A 17,626-nucleotide genomic window follows, 5' to 3' on the forward strand; every position below is an offset into this window, starting at 1 on the left:
TAATCCCGCTGCGTCCGCTTGATCCCTTGCTCCACTTGCCACCTCTTCGTCTCGGCGAAAAAGTGTCAACCTATTTCAGGATGGGTCAGCAGAATGAAAAAAGCCCGGTCGATTTTCGACCGGGCTTTTTGTTTGGCGTGTCGCGTTGAACGTGCCCGCTCAGTGCGCTGCCGAGGCCGCCGCACCGGCATCGCCGCCGCCCGCGCGTTCGGGCTTGGTGATCCAGATCAGTGCGATCAGCAGCACGAAGATCACCGCCGAGATGTAGAACAGATCGTTCACGCCGAGTTGCGCGGCCTGTTGCGTGGCCATGTTGTTGATGAGCCCGTGTGCCTGACTCTGCGACAGCCCGAGGTTGCCCATCTGCGTGACGGCCTGGTTGAACGTCGGGTTGTACGGGTTCGCCTGCTCGACCAGTTGCGCGTGATGGAAGTTGTTGCGGTGGTCCCACGCGGTCTGGAAGATCGACGTGCCGATGCCGCCGCACATGATCCGCACGAAGTTCGACAGGCCGGACGCCGCGGGAATGCGGTGGCCGGGCAGGCCGGACAGCGTGATCGACACGAGCGGGATGAAGAAGCCCGCCATCGCGATGCCTTGCACGAGCGTCGGCAGTGTCAGCGACCATTCGTCGACCCCCGTCGTGTAGCGCGAACGCATCCAGAAGCACAGCGCAAACGTCAGGAATGACGCCGTCGAGATGAAGCGCGGATCGGTGCGCGGCAGATACTTCCCGGTGAGTGGCGACAGCAGGATGGCGAACAGCCCGACCGGCGCCATCACGAGGCCGGCGTCGGTCGCGGTGTAGCCGATCTGCGTCTGCAGCCACAGCGGCAACAGCACGAGGTTGCCGAAGTACAGGCCGTACCCGATCGACAGCGCGACCGTGCCACCGGTGAAGTTCCGGATGCGGAACAGCGACAGGTCGACAACCGGGTGCTCGGCGGTCAGCTCCCAGATCACGAAGAACGCGAACGCAATGATGGCGGTCAGCGCGAGCACGACGATGGTCGTCGACGCGAACCAGTCGAGATCCTTGCCCTTGTCGAGCATGATCTGCAGCGAGCCGACCCAGACCACCAGCAGCGCGAGGCCCACGCCGTCGATCGGCGCGCGGCGCACGGCCGACTCCCGATTGCGGTAGATCATCCACGTCGCGGCGGCAGCGGCGATGCCGACCGGGATGTTGACGTAGAAGATCCACGGCCACGAGTAGTTGTCCGAGATCCACCCGCCGAGAATCGGGCCCGCGACCGGCGCGATCAGCGTCGTCATCGCCCATAGCGCGAGCGCCATCGGTGCTTTCGCGCGCGGATAGCTCGACAGCAGGAGCGCTTGCGACAGCGGAATCATCGGGCCGGCAACCGCGCCCTGCAGCACGCGCGAGCCGAGCAGGAACGGCAGGTTCGGCGACAACCCGCACATCCACGACGAGATGACGAACAGGATGATCGACGCGAGGAACAGGCGCACCTGCCCGAAACGGTCGGTCAGCCAGCCGGTCAGCGGCACCGAGATGGCGTTCGCGACCGCGAACGACGTGATGACCCACGTGCCCTGGTCGGACGACACGCCGAGGTCGCCCGAGATGGTCGGGATCGCGACGTTCGCGATGGACGTGTCGAGCACGTTCATGAACACCGCGAGCGACACCGCGATCGTCCCGAGTACGAGTTGCCCGCCCTGCAAGGGCGGGTAGGAGGCAGGAGCCTGTGCCATGTCGGTTGTCTTTCCGGAGTCGGAACGGTTACATCATTTTCGCGGCGGTGTTTTGCTTCGCCGCGACCGGCGTCGACGCATTGCCGCCCGCGTTCTCGGCGATGATGCGCGCGATTTCGGCGTCGGCTTCGTCGCCGTATTTCGCGAACACGTTGGTCTCGTAGACGGTGTTCGGCGCGTTGACGAGCTGGTCGCCGCGTTCGTCCTTGATGTCCACGTCGACCTGCATCGACAGGCCGATACGCAGCGGATGCTTGTCGAGATCCTTCGGATCGAGCTCGATCCGCACCGGCAGGCGCTGCACGACCTTGATCCAGTTGCCGGTCGCGTTCTGCGCCGGCAGCAGCGAGAACGCCGAGCCCGTGCCGGCCGAGAAACCGACGACCTTGCCGTGGTACGTGACCGACGAACCGTAGATGTCGGCCGTCATCTCGACCGGCTGGCCGATGCGCATGTGCTTCAGCTGAACTTCCTTGAAGTTCGCGTCGACCCACACGGCATTGAGCGGTACCACCGACATCAGCGGGTTGCCGGGCGACACGCGCTGGCCGACCTGCACCGAGCGCTTCGCGACGTAGCCGGTGACCGGCGCCGGCAGCACGTTACGTGCATTCGCGAGGTACGCGTCGCGCACCTTCGCGGCGGCGGCCATCACGTTCGGGTGCGATGCGATCGTCGTGTTCGCGGTCAATGCGCGATTCGATGCGAGCTGTTGCTGCGCGGCGTCGACCGATGCCTGCGCGGCTTTCACCGCGTCGCGGGCGTGCGAGATTTCTTCTTGCGACACGGCGCCCGTCTGCGCGACGGCCAGGCGGCGACGCAGATCGTCCTGCGCCTTCGACAGGTCGGACTGGCGCAGTGCGACTTGCGCGCGATACTGATCGTCGTTGACGAACAGGCCGCGCACCTGGCGCACGGTTTGCGCGAGGTTCGCTTCCGCCTGCTGCAGCGCGACCTGCGAATCGGCCGGATCGAGCACGACGAGCGGATCGCCGGCCTTGACCGTTTGCGTGTCGTCCGCCTTCACGGCGATCACGGTGCCGGTGACCTGCGGCGTGATCTGCACGACGTTGCCGTTCACGTACGCATCGTCGGTGTCTTCATGGAAGCGGGCGACGAGGAAGTAGTACAGGCCGTATGCGATGGCCGCGATCACGATGACCGCGACGAGCAGCGTCATCATTCGTTTGCGCTTGCCGTTGTTCTGCGGCTGCGCGCTGGCGGCGTTTTGTTGGTCGCTCATGGCGATTTTCTCCGTCCGTTATTTCGAGTGTCTGCGTAGTGGTGGCGCCGGCTCAGTTGGCGGCCTGTTTGGTCGGCGTGGCGGCATCGGGCGCGGCGAGCGGCGTGCCGGTCGCGTCGAACCCACCGCCGAGCGCCTTGATCAGCGCGAGCTGCATGTCGCGGCGACGCATCTTCAGATTGGTCACCGTCTGCTCCGATGCGAGGCGGTTGCTGTCCGCCGTCAGCACCTGCAGTTGCGGCGACAGGCCGGCCTTGTAGCGGATGACCGCGAGATCGTACGCGCGCGTCGACGCGTCGAGCGCACGTTGGGCGTCGCCCATCTGCCGATCGATCGCGCGGATCGACGCGACCTGCGTCGCGACGTCGTTCAGCGCGCTGATCAGCGTCTGGTTGTAGTTCGCGACGGACAGGTCGAAGTCGGCGTAGCGGCCCTTGAGCTGGGCACGCAGCGCGCCGGCATCGAAGATCGGCAGGTGGATTGCCGGGCCGAACTGCGCCTGGCGGCTCGCGAAGTTCAGGAATTTGCCCCAGCCGAACGCATCGAAGCCGAAGCCGGCCGCGAGGTTCACGTCGGGGTAGAACTCGGCCTTCGCTTCCTTCACGTCGTGCATCGCGGCTTCGACCTGCCAGCGCGCGGCAACGATGTCGGGGCGGCGCGACACGAGGTCGGCCGGCAGGTTGCCGGGCAGCGTGACGTCGCCGCTCGGGTTCATCACGGGCGCCGCGATCTGCAGTCCGCGATCCGGGCCCTTGCCGAGCAGCGCGGCGAGCTGGTAGCGCACCGTCGTGATCTGGCCGTCTAGATCCGACAGCGAAGCCTGGGTCGTCGCGATGTTGCCGCGGGCCGTCTGGCGCTCGACGTTGGTGTCGAGGCCGGCCGATACGCGGCCGTCGGTGATCTTGCCGACCGTCTCGCGGTTGGTGATCTCGCGTTGCGCGATGTCGCGCAACGCGTAGAGCTGCGCGAGCGAGTTGTAGGTGCGCGCGACCGACGACGCGAGCGTGATGCGCGCCTGTTGCATGTCGGCTTCGGCGGCTTTTTCCTGCGATACGGCCGTGTGCAGGCGTTCGCGGTTCTTGCCCCACAGGTCCAGTTCCCACGAGGCGCTCGCGAGCGCGTTGTTCTCGCTGTACCACTGGCCGCCGTACGGGGGCGGGAACAGTGCGTTCGACGAATACAGCTCGCGTGTCCACGAATAGCTGGCTTCGGCCTTCGGCATCAGGTTCGAGCGGGACGATTCGATGTACGACGAGGCTTTCGCGATGCGCGCCTGGGCCTGAGCGATCGACGGGTTGCCCTGCAGCGCTTCGTCGATCAGCTTCGGCAGTTGCGGATCGCCGAACTGGCTGGCCCAGTCGAGCGCCGGCCATTGGCCGCCCTGGGCCGGCAGGCTCTGGGCGGATTCGAATTGCGATGCGGGGGCGATCTGCTTGTCGCTCTTGATGCCGATGTAATTCGCGCAGCCCGCCAGCGCCAGCGCGGCAACCGCGGCGGCGACGGCGGCACGGCACGACCCGGCGCGCACGGATAACGGGGAGGTTTTCATCGCGCTAACCCCTGACTCGGAATGAATGATGGACACTGCAAGGATTTCCTTACATTAATCTGTCAAAAGTAATTGTTATGGCAACTATTACGTGATGCTACCGCCCGCTGTCTCGCAATAGTTGCTGAGAATGCGGCGCAGCATGCTCTTCAGGAACCCGACTTCTTCCGGCGTAAACCCGTCCAGCACCTGGTCGAGCACGCTGCGGAAAATAGGCGGCAGCCGTTCGGCCAGCGCGCGGCCTTCGTCGGTGAGCTCGAGCCGCACGACGCGCCGGTCCTCGACGCTGCGCACGCGCGACAGCAGGCCGCGTTTCTCGACCCGGTCGAGCAGGCGCGTGACGGCGCTTGCGTCGATGCCGTATTCGCGTGCGAGTTCGGCGGCCGTCGAGCACTTGCCGACCGCGATCATGAACAGCATGCTCGCCTGCGTGCCCGTGATGCCGAGCTCTTCCTGCGTGCGCTGCGTGACGAGATTGGTCATCACCGACTTCACGCGCGACATCAGATAACCGACGCTGTCGTTCATCTGATACGTAGACAGCGGCGAAACGGGCGGTGGGGTAGGAGAATCCGACATAAAACCCTGAAGCTGCAATAGTTGACTAGGCAGCAGTATAGGCACAATTGCTTGCCGCGGCAAATGTTAATCGAACGGCGAAACGCGCGCTCCGTCCGGCGAGAATCCCTTGTCCCGATAAGGTTTTTTTGCGCGCCGGTCGTGGAGCAGAAGAGGCTCGGCCGGTTCGGGAGAGGAGCGCGAGGCGGCCCGTTTTGTTGCGTTGCAACGCGTAGGCCAGCTCTCGCCACTCGCACGTGCTATAATTTGTGGCTTACCAAGCTGCAACGGCGCGCGCCCGTGAAAACACGAGCGCGCGCGTTTGCGCGTTCAAACGGATTTCCAGGTTTCTATGACCCGCGCCCTTCGCAATATCGCCATCATCGCCCACGTCGACCACGGCAAGACCACGCTCGTCGACCAACTGCTCCGCCAGTCCGGCACCTTCCGCGACAACCAGCAGATTGCGGAGCGGGTGATGGATTCGAACGACATCGAAAAAGAGCGCGGGATCACGATTCTCGCGAAGAACTGCGCGGTCGAATACGAAGGCACGCACGTCAACATCGTGGACACCCCGGGGCACGCGGACTTCGGCGGCGAAGTCGAGCGCGTGCTGTCGATGGTCGACTCGGTGCTGCTGCTCGTCGACGCGGTCGAAGGCCCGATGCCGCAGACGCGCTTCGTCACGAAGAAGGCGCTCGCGCTCGGCCTGAAGCCGATCGTCGTCGTCAACAAGATCGACCGCCCGGGCGCGCGGATCGACTGGGTGATCAACCAGACCTTCGATCTGTTCGACAAGCTCGGCGCGACCGAAGAGCAGCTCGACTTCCCGATCGTCTATGCGTCGGGCCTGAATGGCTACGCGTCGCTCGACCCGGCCGCACGCGAAGGCGACATGCGCCCGCTGTTCGAGGCGATCCTCGAGCACGTGCCGGTTCGCCCGGCCGATCCGGAAGCGCCGCTGCAGCTCCAGATCACGTCGCTCGACTATTCGACGTACGTCGGCCGGATCGGCGTCGGCCGCATCACGCGCGGCCGAATCAAGCCGGGCCAGCCGGTCGTGATGCGCTTCGGCCCGGAAGGCGACGTGCTGAACCGCAAGATCAACCAGGTGCTGTCGTTCAAGGGTCTGGAGCGCGTGCAGGTCGAATCGGCCGAAGCGGGCGACATCGTGCTGATCAACGGTATTGAAGACGTCGGCATCGGCGCGACGATCTGCGCGGTCGATACGCCGGAAGCGCTGCCGATGATCACCGTCGACGAACCGACGCTGACGATGAACTTCCTCGTCAACTCGTCGCCGCTCGCCGGCCGCGAAGGCAAGTTCGTGACGAGCCGCCAGATCCGCGACCGTCTGATGAAGGAACTGAACCACAACGTCGCGCTGCGCGTGAAGGATACCGGCGACGAAACTGTGTTCGAAGTGTCGGGCCGCGGCGAACTGCACCTGACGATTCTCGTCGAGAACATGCGCCGCGAAGGCTACGAGCTGGCCGTGTCGCGTCCGCGCGTGGTGATGCAGGAAATCGACGGCGTGCGTCACGAGCCGTACGAGCTGCTGACGGTCGACGTCGAGGACGAACACCAGGGCGGCGTGATGGAAGAGCTCGGCCGCCGCAAGGGCGAAATGCTCGACATGGCGTCGGACGGCCGCGGCCGCACGCGCCTGGAATACAAGATCTCGGCACGTGGCCTGATCGGCTTCCAGAGCGAATTCCTGACGCTCACGCGCGGCACGGGCCTGATGAGCCACATCTTCGACTCGTACGCGCCGGTCAAGGACGGCTCGGTCTTCGAGCGCCGCAACGGCGTGCTGATTTCGCAGGACGACGGCGCGGCGGTTGCCTACGCACTGTGGAAGCTGCAGGATCGCGGCCGCATGTTCGTGAAGCCGGGCGACGCGCTGTATGAGGGCATGATCATCGGCATCCACAGCCGCGACAACGACCTCGTCGTGAACCCGATCAAGGGCAAGCAGCTGACCAACGTGCGCGCGTCGGGTACCGACGAAGCCGTGCGTCTCGTGCCGCCGGTCCAGATGTCGCTGGAATACGCAGTGGAATTCATCGACGACGACGAACTCGTCGAAGTGACGCCGCAGTCGATCCGTCTGCGCAAGCGCTTCCTGAAGGAGCACGAGCGTCGCCGTGCGAGCCGCGAAGGCGCGGTCGACTAAGCATCGACCGTTCCCGAGCACGACGAAAAGGCTGCCTTCGGGCAGCCTTTTTTGCATCTGCGTGTCGTGCAACCGGATTGCCTGCAAAACACTGTTCCCGCGGGTCGCCGCAATCCGGCAAAACCCCGCCGCGCGGTGCTTTCAGGCACATTTCGCCGTGAACTCCGGTATCGGTTCTGTGATATGCTGCGCGCACGCAAGTTTTAGGTCCTTCCAAGCAAGACTTGATTCGCAATCCGCTAAACGGTCAGGCCGTGTCGCGGAAGGTTGAGTAACCCGCTATTTCTCGAGAAGCTCGAAGAAAGGTGAGCGTAAAATGTCAGATGTAATGAAGCAGTTTCAGCTGAACTCCTATCTGTTCGGCGGCAATGCTTCGTACGTTGAAGAACTGTACGATGCATACCTCAACAATCCGGCATCGGTGCCGGAGAACTGGCGCGAGTATTTCGACGCGTTGCAGAACGTGCCTGCAACCGACGGCTCGAATGCCAATGACGTCGCTCACTTCCCGATCGTCGAATCGTTCGCCGAGCGTGCGAAGGCCAATGCCTTCATCCCCCGCGAAAGCACCAGCAACCTCGCGACCGCACGCAAGCAGGTGCACGTCCAGTCGCTGATCAGCGCCTACCGCTTCCTCGGCTCGCAATGGGCCAACCTCGATCCGCTGAAGCGTCGCGAACGTCCCGCCATTCCTGAACTCGAACCGGCTTTCTACGACTTCTCCGAAGGCGACCTCGACCAGACGTACAGCGCAAGCAACCTGTACTTCGGTTTCGACCAGGCTTCGCTGCGTGACATCGTCAAGGGTCTGCGCGACACGTACTGCGGCACGATCGGCGCCGAGTACATGTACATCAGCGATCCGGAACAGAAGCGCTGGTGGCAGGAGCGCCTGGAATCGACCCGCGCGACGCCGGCTTTCTCGGTCGAGAAGAAGAAGCACATCCTGAACCGCCTGACGGCCGCCGAAGGCCTCGAGCGCTACCTGCACACCAAGTACGTCGGCCAGAAGCGCTTCTCGCTCGAAGGCGGCGAAAGCTTCATCGCGGCGATGGACGAAGTCGTCCAGCACGCGGGCAAGAGCGGCGTGCAGGAAATCATCATCGGCATGGCTCACCGCGGCCGTCTGAACGTGCTGGTCAACACGCTGGGCAAGATGCCGGCCGACCTGTTCGCCGAATTCGAAGGCAAGCACGTCGACGACCTGCCGGCCGGCGACGTGAAATACCACAAGGGCTTCTCGTCGGACGTGTCGACGGAAGGCGGCCCGGTCCACCTGTCGCTCGCGTTCAACCCGTCGCACCTCGAAATCGTGAACCCGGTGGTCGAAGGTTCCGCGAAGGCGCGGATGGACCGTCGCGGCGACGAAGACGGCCTGCAAGTGCTGCCGGTGCAGATCCACGGCGACGCGGCCTTCGCCGGCCAGGGCGTCGTGATGGAAACGCTGAACCTCGCGCAGACGCGCGGTTACGGCACGCACGGCACGCTGCACATCGTCATCAACAACCAGATCGGCTTCACGACGTCCGACCCGCGCGACGCGCGCTCGACGCTGTACTGTACCGACGTCGTCAAGATGATCGAGGCGCCGGTGCTGCACGTGAACGGCGACGATCCGGAAGCCGTCGTGCTCGCGATCCAGATCGCGATCGACTACCGGATGCAGTTCCACAAGGATGTCGTGATCGACATCGTCTGCTTCCGCAAGCTGGGTCACAACGAGCAGGACACGCCGGCGGTCACGCAGCCGCTGATGTACAAGAAGATCGCGCAGCACCCGGGCACCCGTGCGCTGTACGCCGAGAAGCTCGTGCAGCAGGGCGTGATCACCGCGGAAGACGCCGACAACTACGTGAAGGCGTACCGCAAGGCGATGGACGACGGCCACCACACCGTCGATCCGGTCCTGTCCAACTACAAGAGCAAGTACGCGGTCGACTGGGTGCCGTTTCTGAACCGCAAGTGGACGGACGCAGCCGATACGGCCGTGCCGCTCGCCGAACTGAAGCGCCTGGGCGAACGCATCACGACGGTCCCGGAAAACTTCAAGGTTCACCCGCTCGTCGAGCGCGTGATCAACGACCGCCGCAACATGGCGCGCGGCGATCAGCCGCTCGACTGGGGCATGGGCGAACACCTCGCATTCGCGTCGCTCGTCGCATCGGGCTACTCGGTGCGCCTGACGGGTCAGGACTCGGGCCGCGGCACGTTCACGCACCGTCACGCGGTGCTGCACGACCAGAACCGCGAGCGCTGGAACGACGGCACGTACGTGCCGCTGCAGAACATCGCCGACGGTCAGGCGAAGTTCACGGTGATCGACTCGGTGCTGTCGGAAGAAGCGGTGCTGGGCTTCGAATACGGTTATTCGACCGCCGAGCCGAACACGCTCGTGTTGTGGGAAGCGCAGTTCGGCGACTTCGTCAACGGCGCGCAGGTCGTGATCGACCAGTTCATCTCGTCGGGCGAAGTGAAGTGGGGCCGCGTGTCGGGTCTCACGATGCTGCTGCCGCACGGCTACGAAGGGCAAGGTCCGGAGCACTCGTCCACGCGTATCGAGCGTTTCCTGCAACTGTGTGCCGACCACAACATGCAGGTCGTCCAGCCGACGACGCCGGCGCAGATCTTCCACCTGCTGCGTCGCCAGATGATCCGCCTGTTCCGCAAGCCGCTGATCGTCGCCACGCCGAAGTCGCTGCTGCGCCACAAGGAAGCGGTGTCGGACCTGTCGGAACTCGCGAAGGGTTCGTTCCAGCCGGTGCTGGGCGAAACCGACGGCGGCATCGACGCGAAGAAGGTCAAGCGCGTGCTGGTGTGCTCGGGCCGCGTGTACTACGACCTCGTCGCGCACCGCCGTGAAGCGAAGGCGAACGACGTCGCGATCATCCGTATCGAGCAGCTGTATCCGTTCGCGCACAAGCAGTTCGAAGCCGAAATCAAGAAGTACGAGAACGCGACTGAAGTGGTCTGGGTGCAGGACGAGCCGCAGAACCAGGGCCCCTGGTTCTACGTCGAGCACCACCTGAAGGAAGGCATGAAGGAAGGGCAGAAGCTGGCATACAGCGGCCGTCCGGCTTCGGCCTCGCCGGCGGTTGGCTACTACGCGAAGCACTACGAGCAGCAGAAGGCCCTGATCGAAGGGGCATTCGGCCGCCTGAAGAGCGCATCGATCGCGAAATAACCGACGTCAAGCGAAACGGGAAGGCGCGCGGCGCTTTCCCGTCCCTTTCGGCCCCCGCGCGCGTCGCGCGCCGCACCGGCCGAAGGAATCGCACGAACCTCGTCATACCCCAGATTAAGCATCCAGGAAAATCACATGGCTATCGTAGAAGTCAAAGTCCCCCAGCTGTCGGAGTCGGTGTCGGAAGCCACCATGCTGCAGTGGAAGAAGAAGCCGGGCGAAGCAGTCGCGCAGGACGAAATCCTGATCGAACTCGAGACCGACAAGGTCGTCCTCGAAGTGCCGGCGCCGGCAGCGGGCGTGCTCGCGCAAGTGCTGCAGAACGACGGTGACACGGTCGTGGCCGACCAGATCATCGCGACGATCGATACCGAAGCGAAGGCAGGTGCTGCAGAAGCCGCGGCAGGCGCCGCCGAAGTCAAGCCGGCAGCCGCGCCTGCAGCAGCCGCCGCACCGGCCGCTCAGCCGGCAGCCGCAACGGCATCGAGCTCGGCCGCCGCATCGCCGGCCGCAGCGAAGCTGCTGGCCGAGAAGGGCCTGTCGACGGGCGACGTCGCAGGTTCGGGCCGCGACGGCCGCGTCACGAAGGGCGACGCGCTGGCCGCAGGCAGCGCACCGAAGGCTGCTCCGGCCGCCGCACCCGCGAAGACCGCCGCCGCGAAGCCGGCGCTGCCGGAAGTGAAGGTGCCGGCGTCGGCAGCGACCTGGCTGAACGACCGTCCGGAACAGCGCGTGCCGATGTCGCGCCTGCGTGCGCGTATCGCCGAGCGTCTGCTCGAATCGCAGCAGACCAACGCGATCCTGACGACGTTCAACGAAGTGAACATGGCTCCGGTCATGGAGCTGCGCAACAAGTACAAGGACAAGTTCGAGAAGGAACACGGCGTGAAGCTCGGCTTCATGTCGTTCTTCGTGAAGGCGGCCGTCCATGCGCTGAAGAAGTTCCCGCTCGTGAACGCGTCGATCGACGGTAACGACATCGTCTACCACGGCTACTTCGACATCGGTATCGCGGTCGGTTCGCCGCGCGGCCTGGTCGTGCCGATCCTGCGCAACGCGGATCAACTGAGCCTCGCCGAGATCGAGAAGAAGATCGCCGAATTCGGCCAGAAGGCGAAGGACGGCAAGCTGTCGATCGAGGAAATGACGGGTGGTACGTTCTCGATCTCGAACGGCGGCGTGTTCGGCTCGATGCTGTCGACCCCGATCATCAACCCGCCGCAGTCGGCCATCCTCGGCGTGCACGCGACGAAGGAGCGCCCGGTCGTCGAAAACGGCCAGATCGTGATCCGCCCGATCAACTACCTCGCGCTGTCGTACGACCACCGCATCATCGACGGCCGCGAAGCCGTGCTCTCGCTCGTCGCGATGAAGGATGCGCTGGAAGATCCGGCACGCCTGCTGCTCGACCTGTAAGCCGAGTCTCACCGCATCGACCCGTTCCGCAGGTTCGCGCCCACGTGCGAACCTGCGGGCGTACAAGTAGAAAGGATTGTCATGTCCAAGGAATTTGACGTCGTCGTGATCGGCGCCGGCCCCGGCGGCTACATCGCCGCGATTCGCGCCGCGCAGCTCGGCAAGACCGTTGCCTGTATCGAGAAGTGGAAGAACCCGGCCGGCGCGCTGAAGCTCGGCGGCACCTGCCTGAACGTCGGTTGCATCCCGTCGAAGGCGCTGCTCGCATCGTCGGAAGAGTTCGAGAACACGTCGCACCACCTGGCCGACCACGGCATCACGGTCGACGGCGTGAAGATCGACGTCGCGAAGATGCTCGGCCGCAAGGATGCGATCGTCGAGAAGATGACGAGCGGGATCGAGTTTCTGTTCAAGAAGAACAAGATCACCTGGCTGAAGGGCCATGGCAAGTTCACCGGCAAGACCGACGCCGGCGTGCAGATCGAGGTGAGCGGCGAGGGTGAAGCCGAAGTCGTCACCGCGAAGAACGTGATCATCGCGACGGGCTCGAAGGCGCGTCACCTGCCGAACATCCCGGTCGACAACAAGATCGTGTCGGACAACGAAGGCGCGCTGACATTCGACTCGGTGCCGAAGAAGCTCGCCGTGATCGGCGCGGGCGTGATCGGCCTCGAGCTCGGCTCGGTGTGGCGCCGCCTCGGTGCCGACGTGACGGTGCTCGAAGCGCTGCCGGCGTTCCTCGGCGCAGCCGACGAAGCGCTCGCGAAGGAAGCGGCCAAGCTGTTCAAGAAGCAGGGCCTCGACATCCATCTCGGCGTGAAGATCGGCGACGTGAAGACGACCGCCGACGGCGTGTCGATCGCTTACACGGACAAGGACGGCAACGCGCAGACGCTCGACGCCGACCGCCTGATCGTGTCGGTCGGCCGCGTGCCGAACACCGACAACCTCGGCCTCGAGGCGATCGGCCTGAAGGCGAACGAGCGCGGCTTCATCGACGTGGACGACCATTGCCGCACGGCGGTGCCGAACGTGTACGCGATCGGCGACGTGGTGCGCGGCCCGATGCTCGCGCACAAGGCGGAAGACGAAGGCGTGCTGGTCGCGGAAGTGATCGACGGCCAGAAGCCGCACATCGACTACAACTGCATTCCGTGGGTGATCTACACGTACCCGGAAATCGCATGGGTCGGCAAGACGGAGCAGCAGCTGAAGGCGGAAGGCCGCGAGATCAAGACGGGCAAGTTCCCGTTCTCGATCAACGGCCGCGCGCTCGGCATGAACGCGCCGGACGGTTTCGTGAAGATGATCGCGGATGCGAAGACCGACGAGCTGCTCGGCGTGCACGTGATCGCCGCGAACGCGTCGGACCTGATCGCGGAAGCCGTGGTGGCGATGGAGTTCAAGGCGGCGTCGGAAGACATCGCCCGCATCTGCCATCCGCACCCGTCGATGTCGGAAGTGATGCGCGAAGCGGCGCTCGCGGTCGACAAGCGCTCGCTGAACAGCTGAGCGCGGTATAGCGCCGGCCGGCCATCGGCTGGCGCAACCGTCTCATGACGAAGGCGGGCGGGTTTTTCCCGCTCGCCTTTGTTTTTTCCGGTTTGCCCCGATGAACGTCACCGAATACTACACGCGCGAACTGACCACGCGCGGCTATCAGTCCGATCCCGCCCAGCGCGCGGCCGTCGATCGCTTGCAGCGCTGCTTCGACGAATGGGTCGACTACAAGGCGCGCCGCTCGAACGCGTTCAAGAAGCTCATCAATCATCCGGATCTTCCGCGCGGCGTCTACATGTGGGGTGGCGTCGGTCGCGGCAAGAGCTTCCTGATGGACAGCTTCTACGCGGTGGTGCCCGTGCAGCGCAAGACGCGCCTGCATTTCCACGAATTCATGCGCGAAGTGCACCGCGAGCTCGAGGAGCTGAAAGGGCAGGCCGATCCGCTCGACGAACTCGCGCGACGCATCGCGAAGCGTTACCGGCTGATCTGCTTCGACGAGTTTCACGTGTCGGACATCGCCGACGCGATGATTCTGTACCGTCTGCTCGACCGCCTGTTCAACAACGGCGTGCAGTTCGTGATGACGTCCAATTACGATCCCGACGACCTGTACCCGGACGGCCTGCATCGCGACCGCATGCTGCCGGCGATCGCGCTGATCAAGGACAAGCTCGACGTGCTCAACGTCGACGCAGGGGTCGATTATCGCCAGCGCACGCTCGCGCAGGTGAAGATGTATCACACGCCGCTCGGCGCGGATGCCGATCGCGAACTGCGCCATGCATTCGGCAAGCTCGCGGCCGTGCCCGACGAAAGCCCGATCCTGCATATCGAGAAGCGCGAACTGAAGGCGCTGCGCAAGGCGGACGGCGTCGTGTGGTTCGATTTCGCGACGCTGTGCGGCGGCCCGCGTTCGCAGAACGACTACCTCGAACTGGCGAGCCGCTTCCATGCGATCGTGCTGTCCGAGGTGCCGCAGATGTCGCCGCGGATGGCATCCGAAGCGCGCCGCTTCACGTGGCTCATCGACGTGCTGTACGACCACAAGGTCAAGCTGCTGATGTCCGCGGCGGTGCCGGCCGAGGAACTGTACGTCGAAGGCCCGATGGCCAACGAATTCGCGCGTACGGTCTCGCGCATCGTCGAGATGCAGTCGAAGGAGTATCTCGAAACGCCGCGCCGCATCGTCGATACGTCGTTGACCTGAGTTGATGTGAGCTCGGGTAATTGGCGAGATTTAAACGTCAATTTCGGTTAAATTCAGTCGATCTACGGGTATTTTCGGATTTGTCTTATATTCATCGTTGAGGTGAGCCGATATTGTGGTGTCATGGTTATTAAGGCTGGAGATGTCCATGACACCGTATCGCGATTTGACCGACCACGAATGGCGCTGCGTCGCGCCGCTTCTGCCCGAAATGCAGCCGCGCACCGAGTTGCGCGGCCGGCCGTTAGCCAATACGCGGGCCGTGCTGAACGGGGTGCTCTGGGTGATCTACAGCGGCGCAACCTGGTCGGCCATGCCGCGCCGTTACCCGTCGTATCAAACATGCCATCGCCGCTTCAAGGTGTGGCACGAAACGGGCACGCTGATGAATGTGATGCGTGAGCTTTATGGCGACGCCGGCATGAATCTGTGCAATGAACTGTCCGCGCGGATGCGCAAGCACACGCAATCGAAGGCGGCAGAGGCGCGTAGCAACGCGGCACCCGCGTATCGTGCTCCGGGCAGCTATGCATCGGGTGCGATGAAGCACGCGGCGTGATTCCATCGGTTTTCGTTGTGCGCGCACCAAAAGAAATCGGCCTGACGACGTTGTCGCAGGCCGATTTTTATTGAGCCGCGCGTTTTGGCGCGTGCTGCGTTATTGCTGGCGAACCCAGGTCTGCGAGCGACCGAGCAGCGACACGCCGATGTAGCCGCGCACCACGAGCTTCTGGCCGCCGTCTTCAAGCGTCATCTTGCACTTGTAGACCTTGCCGTTCTCCGGGTCGAGAATGTTGCCGCCGTCCCAGTGGTCGCCGTCCTTCTTCATCGCCTTGATGATCGTCATGCCCTTGATGAGCTGATCCTTGCGCTCGTCCGTGCACGCGGTGCAGCGGCGATCGGGCGTATCGTTCGCGCCGAGGCCCTTGACGACCTTGCCCGTCAGCGCGCCGTCGCCGTCCTCGGCGATCTGCACGAGTGCCTTCGGTTGATGGGTGTTGTCGTCGATCGTTTGCCACATGCCGATGGGGCTGTCGGCTTGCGCGAAGGTAGGCGCTGCGCACGCGAGCAGGGCGCCGGCAATGGCGATTGCACGCAACGGGCGGGTCAGTTGAATCATTGTCATCCTCCTTGTTTTGCATGTCTGTTCGATTCGCCCGCACGCCCGTCTGCATGGGGCGGGCATGTTGCGAGCTTCGCCAGAATACGTGAAACCACGCGCCACGTTTGATAGAGGGGACTCTAATCGAAACAGCCCGCGTGATGCGGGCTGTTTCGAGGCTTTGGTGACCGATCAGTTGAGCTGATAGGAGAACGCGGCGTTGATGCGCGGGCTGCGTGACGCGCTTTCGACCGGTGCATCGCCCACCGGTTTGGCGACGTTCAGGTCGAGACTGTAGTAGCGGCTGTCCGTGAGCCGCACGCCGATGCCGACCGACGACATGCGGTTCGGTGACGGCGTGCCTGAGTGCAGATACACGCGCGCCATGTCGTATGCGATGTATGGCGTGATCGATTTCAGATACGTCCAGCCCGGCGTGAAGCCGCGGTTAACTTCCAGAGACATCCCCCAGCCCGAGTCGCCCGATGTTTCGCCCGGCTGGTAGCCGAGCGCGTAACGGGTCGAGCCGAACGAGATCTGTTCGGACGTCGGCAGCGAGTCGGGACTGTATTGCCCGGTCAGCGAAACCGACGTGCCGATCCGGAACGGCCATTCGTTCGTCTGCGTGAAAGTCGCGCCGGTGCGAACGAAGGTCAGCGAGATCGGGCTGTCCACCGAGGTTGTCGTCGTACCGACGGTAATGTCCTGCGCTTTCGACGCACCGAGGATATTGAAACCCTTGGCGACGTTGACGCTCAGCTTCTGTACCTGTTTCGGCTGGACGCTCGTGTAGTCGAGCTGCATCTGGAGCACGCGAACCTGCGAGCGCGTATCGAGGCTCGCACCGTTGATCTGGTTCTGGTAGCGATCCTCGTTGTGCGACGCATAACCTGACACGGTGCCGAGCAGGCTGCGCTGATTGTTCAACAGTATCGGATAGGAGGCCGAAAGACCGAGTTTTTCGTTCTTGACCGTCCGCTCGACGTACGACGGCAACCCCGGGTTGTCGGTCGGCTTGCCGCGATACGTGCTGGCATCGAGTCGCGTGATCAGGCCGCTGCTGCCGACGGGCAGGGCGCCGCTGAACGCGAAGTAGGTTTGCTTGTCGCGTCCCGGCGGTGCGAGCGCCGAGATGCTCAGTTGCTCGCCGAATCGCGTCAGGCCGTTTTCGGTCGCGGTGATGAGACCCTGGACGCCCGGGTGATTGAAGTCGATCCCCGTGCTGACGTTGAACGGCTTGCGATCGACCGCGAGCTCGAGCGTCGTCGCGCCGTCGGTGGTTTGCGGCGGCGGGACATTCGCCTTCACCGTGAGGCCGGGCAGCAGGCCGAACGTGTTCACGTAGCGCTCGAACGTCGCCCGGCGCAGCGGCCGGTCGGCCGTGATGTGCGCGGCAATCGCGCGAATTTTCGGTTCCATCGCGCCGGGTTTGCCGGTGACCTTGACGTCCGACACATAGCCTTCGACCACCGTGATGCGCACGACGCCGTCCTCGAACGTCTGCGCGGGAACGAACGCGAACGACAGCGCGTAGCCACGCTCCTGGTACAGCTTCGTCACGCCGTTGGCGGTTTCGATCAGCTCGCCGATCGTGATGTCCTTGCCGACGAGCGGCGTGAAACGGCGCGTGATTTCCTCGAACGGTACCGACTTCACACCTTCTACCTGGAACGTCTTCGGTGTCAGGTGCCGCGACAGCAGCTCTTGCAATTGCGGCGCCTGCGGCGCGACCTGAACGGTGACGTTCGGGCCCGTCTTCGGTGCGTTGATCTGGGGAAGGGAGTCGAGCGGGTTACCGCCGACGCGCGTTTGTGCCTGTGCCGTGCCTGCCGCCGCGATGGCGAGCATCATCATCCATCTGTCGAGTCTGGATTTCATTGTTCTTCCTCGTAGGCCTTGCTTTTCGTCTTCTTTGTAATGCCGGCGCGCGACACCTGGATGTCGCGCGCCGCGTGCCGCCATGCCGGTT

At 64.0% G+C, this 17,626-nt stretch carries 12 protein-coding genes; 6 read left to right on the plus strand and 6 right to left on the minus strand.

Translation table 11 applies throughout. The features are described 5' to 3' along the window. Positions 1-159: 159 nt before the first annotated feature. The 4 genes from HWX07_RS30360 to HWX07_RS30375 all read right to left on the minus strand — a co-directional run bounded on the left by HWX07_RS30360 (position 160) and on the right by HWX07_RS30375 (position 5,090). Entirely contained in the window at positions 160-1,719 is a 1,560-nt protein-coding gene (locus HWX07_RS30360) for a DHA2 family efflux MFS transporter permease subunit (protein WP_175878805.1), read from the minus strand. 28 nt (positions 1,720-1,747) lie between these two features. Then, the gene (locus HWX07_RS30365) at positions 1,748-2,962 is read right to left on the minus strand and encodes an HlyD family secretion protein (RefSeq protein ID WP_175878806.1); all 1,215 of its coding nucleotides are present in this window, start codon (positions 2,960-2,962) and stop codon (positions 1,748-1,750) included. Between the two features lie 52 nt (positions 2,963-3,014). Next, a complete protein-coding gene (locus HWX07_RS30370; protein ID WP_069621372.1) occupies positions 3,015-4,511 on the minus strand; it encodes an efflux transporter outer membrane subunit in 1,497 nt (498 codons plus the stop codon). Positions 4,512-4,598: 87 nt separating this feature from the next. Then, positions 4,599-5,090 (minus strand): MarR family transcriptional regulator, encoded by a 492-nt coding sequence (locus HWX07_RS30375; protein WP_175806743.1) that lies wholly within the window; start codon positions 5,088-5,090, stop codon positions 4,599-4,601. 331 nt (positions 5,091-5,421) lie between these two features. Between HWX07_RS30375 and typA the strand changes: the two genes are divergently transcribed. The 6 genes from typA to HWX07_RS30405 all read left to right on the plus strand — a co-directional run bounded on the left by typA (position 5,422) and on the right by HWX07_RS30405 (position 15,114). Then, positions 5,422-7,248 carry a translational GTPase TypA gene (gene typA, locus HWX07_RS30380; protein ID WP_006476159.1) on the plus strand — a complete coding sequence of 609 codons (1,827 nt, stop codon included), beginning with the start codon at positions 5,422-5,424 and terminating at the stop codon, positions 7,246-7,248. Between the two features lie 316 nt (positions 7,249-7,564). After that, entirely contained in the window at positions 7,565-10,429 is a 2,865-nt protein-coding gene (locus tag HWX07_RS30385; protein ID WP_077217801.1) for a 2-oxoglutarate dehydrogenase E1 component, read from the plus strand. Positions 10,430-10,564: 135 nt separating this feature from the next. After that, positions 10,565-11,845 carry a 2-oxoglutarate dehydrogenase complex dihydrolipoyllysine-residue succinyltransferase gene (gene odhB, locus HWX07_RS30390; RefSeq protein ID WP_011545266.1) on the plus strand — a complete coding sequence of 427 codons (1,281 nt, stop codon included), beginning with the start codon at positions 10,565-10,567 and terminating at the stop codon, positions 11,843-11,845. Between the two features lie 81 nt (positions 11,846-11,926). Then, complete coding sequence (lpdA, locus tag HWX07_RS30395; RefSeq protein WP_006476156.1) at positions 11,927-13,357, plus strand: dihydrolipoyl dehydrogenase; 1,431 nt, start codon at positions 11,927-11,929, stop codon at positions 13,355-13,357. A gap of 100 nt (positions 13,358-13,457) precedes the next feature. Then, complete coding sequence (zapE, locus tag HWX07_RS30400; protein WP_006476155.1) at positions 13,458-14,555, plus strand: cell division protein ZapE; 1,098 nt, start codon at positions 13,458-13,460, stop codon at positions 14,553-14,555. A gap of 115 nt (positions 14,556-14,670) precedes the next feature. Beyond that, positions 14,671-15,114, plus strand: a complete 444-nt coding sequence (locus HWX07_RS30405; protein WP_157062171.1) for a transposase — start codon at positions 14,671-14,673, stop codon at positions 15,112-15,114. A 99-nt stretch (positions 15,115-15,213) separates the two neighbouring features. Here the strand turns inward: HWX07_RS30405 and HWX07_RS30410 are convergent, their stop codons facing one another. Continuing rightward, entirely contained in the window at positions 15,214-15,675 is a 462-nt protein-coding gene (locus HWX07_RS30410; RefSeq protein ID WP_011545269.1) for a DUF2147 domain-containing protein, read from the minus strand. A gap of 174 nt (positions 15,676-15,849) precedes the next feature. Next, entirely contained in the window at positions 15,850-17,535 is a 1,686-nt protein-coding gene (locus HWX07_RS30415; RefSeq protein WP_175878807.1) for a ShlB/FhaC/HecB family hemolysin secretion/activation protein, read from the minus strand. Positions 17,536-17,626: the final 91 nt, after the last annotated feature.

The sequence above is a fragment of the Burkholderia sp. BCC0097 genome (assembly GCF_902832985.1).
GTDB lineage: Bacteria > Pseudomonadota > Gammaproteobacteria > Burkholderiales > Burkholderiaceae > Burkholderia > Burkholderia orbicola.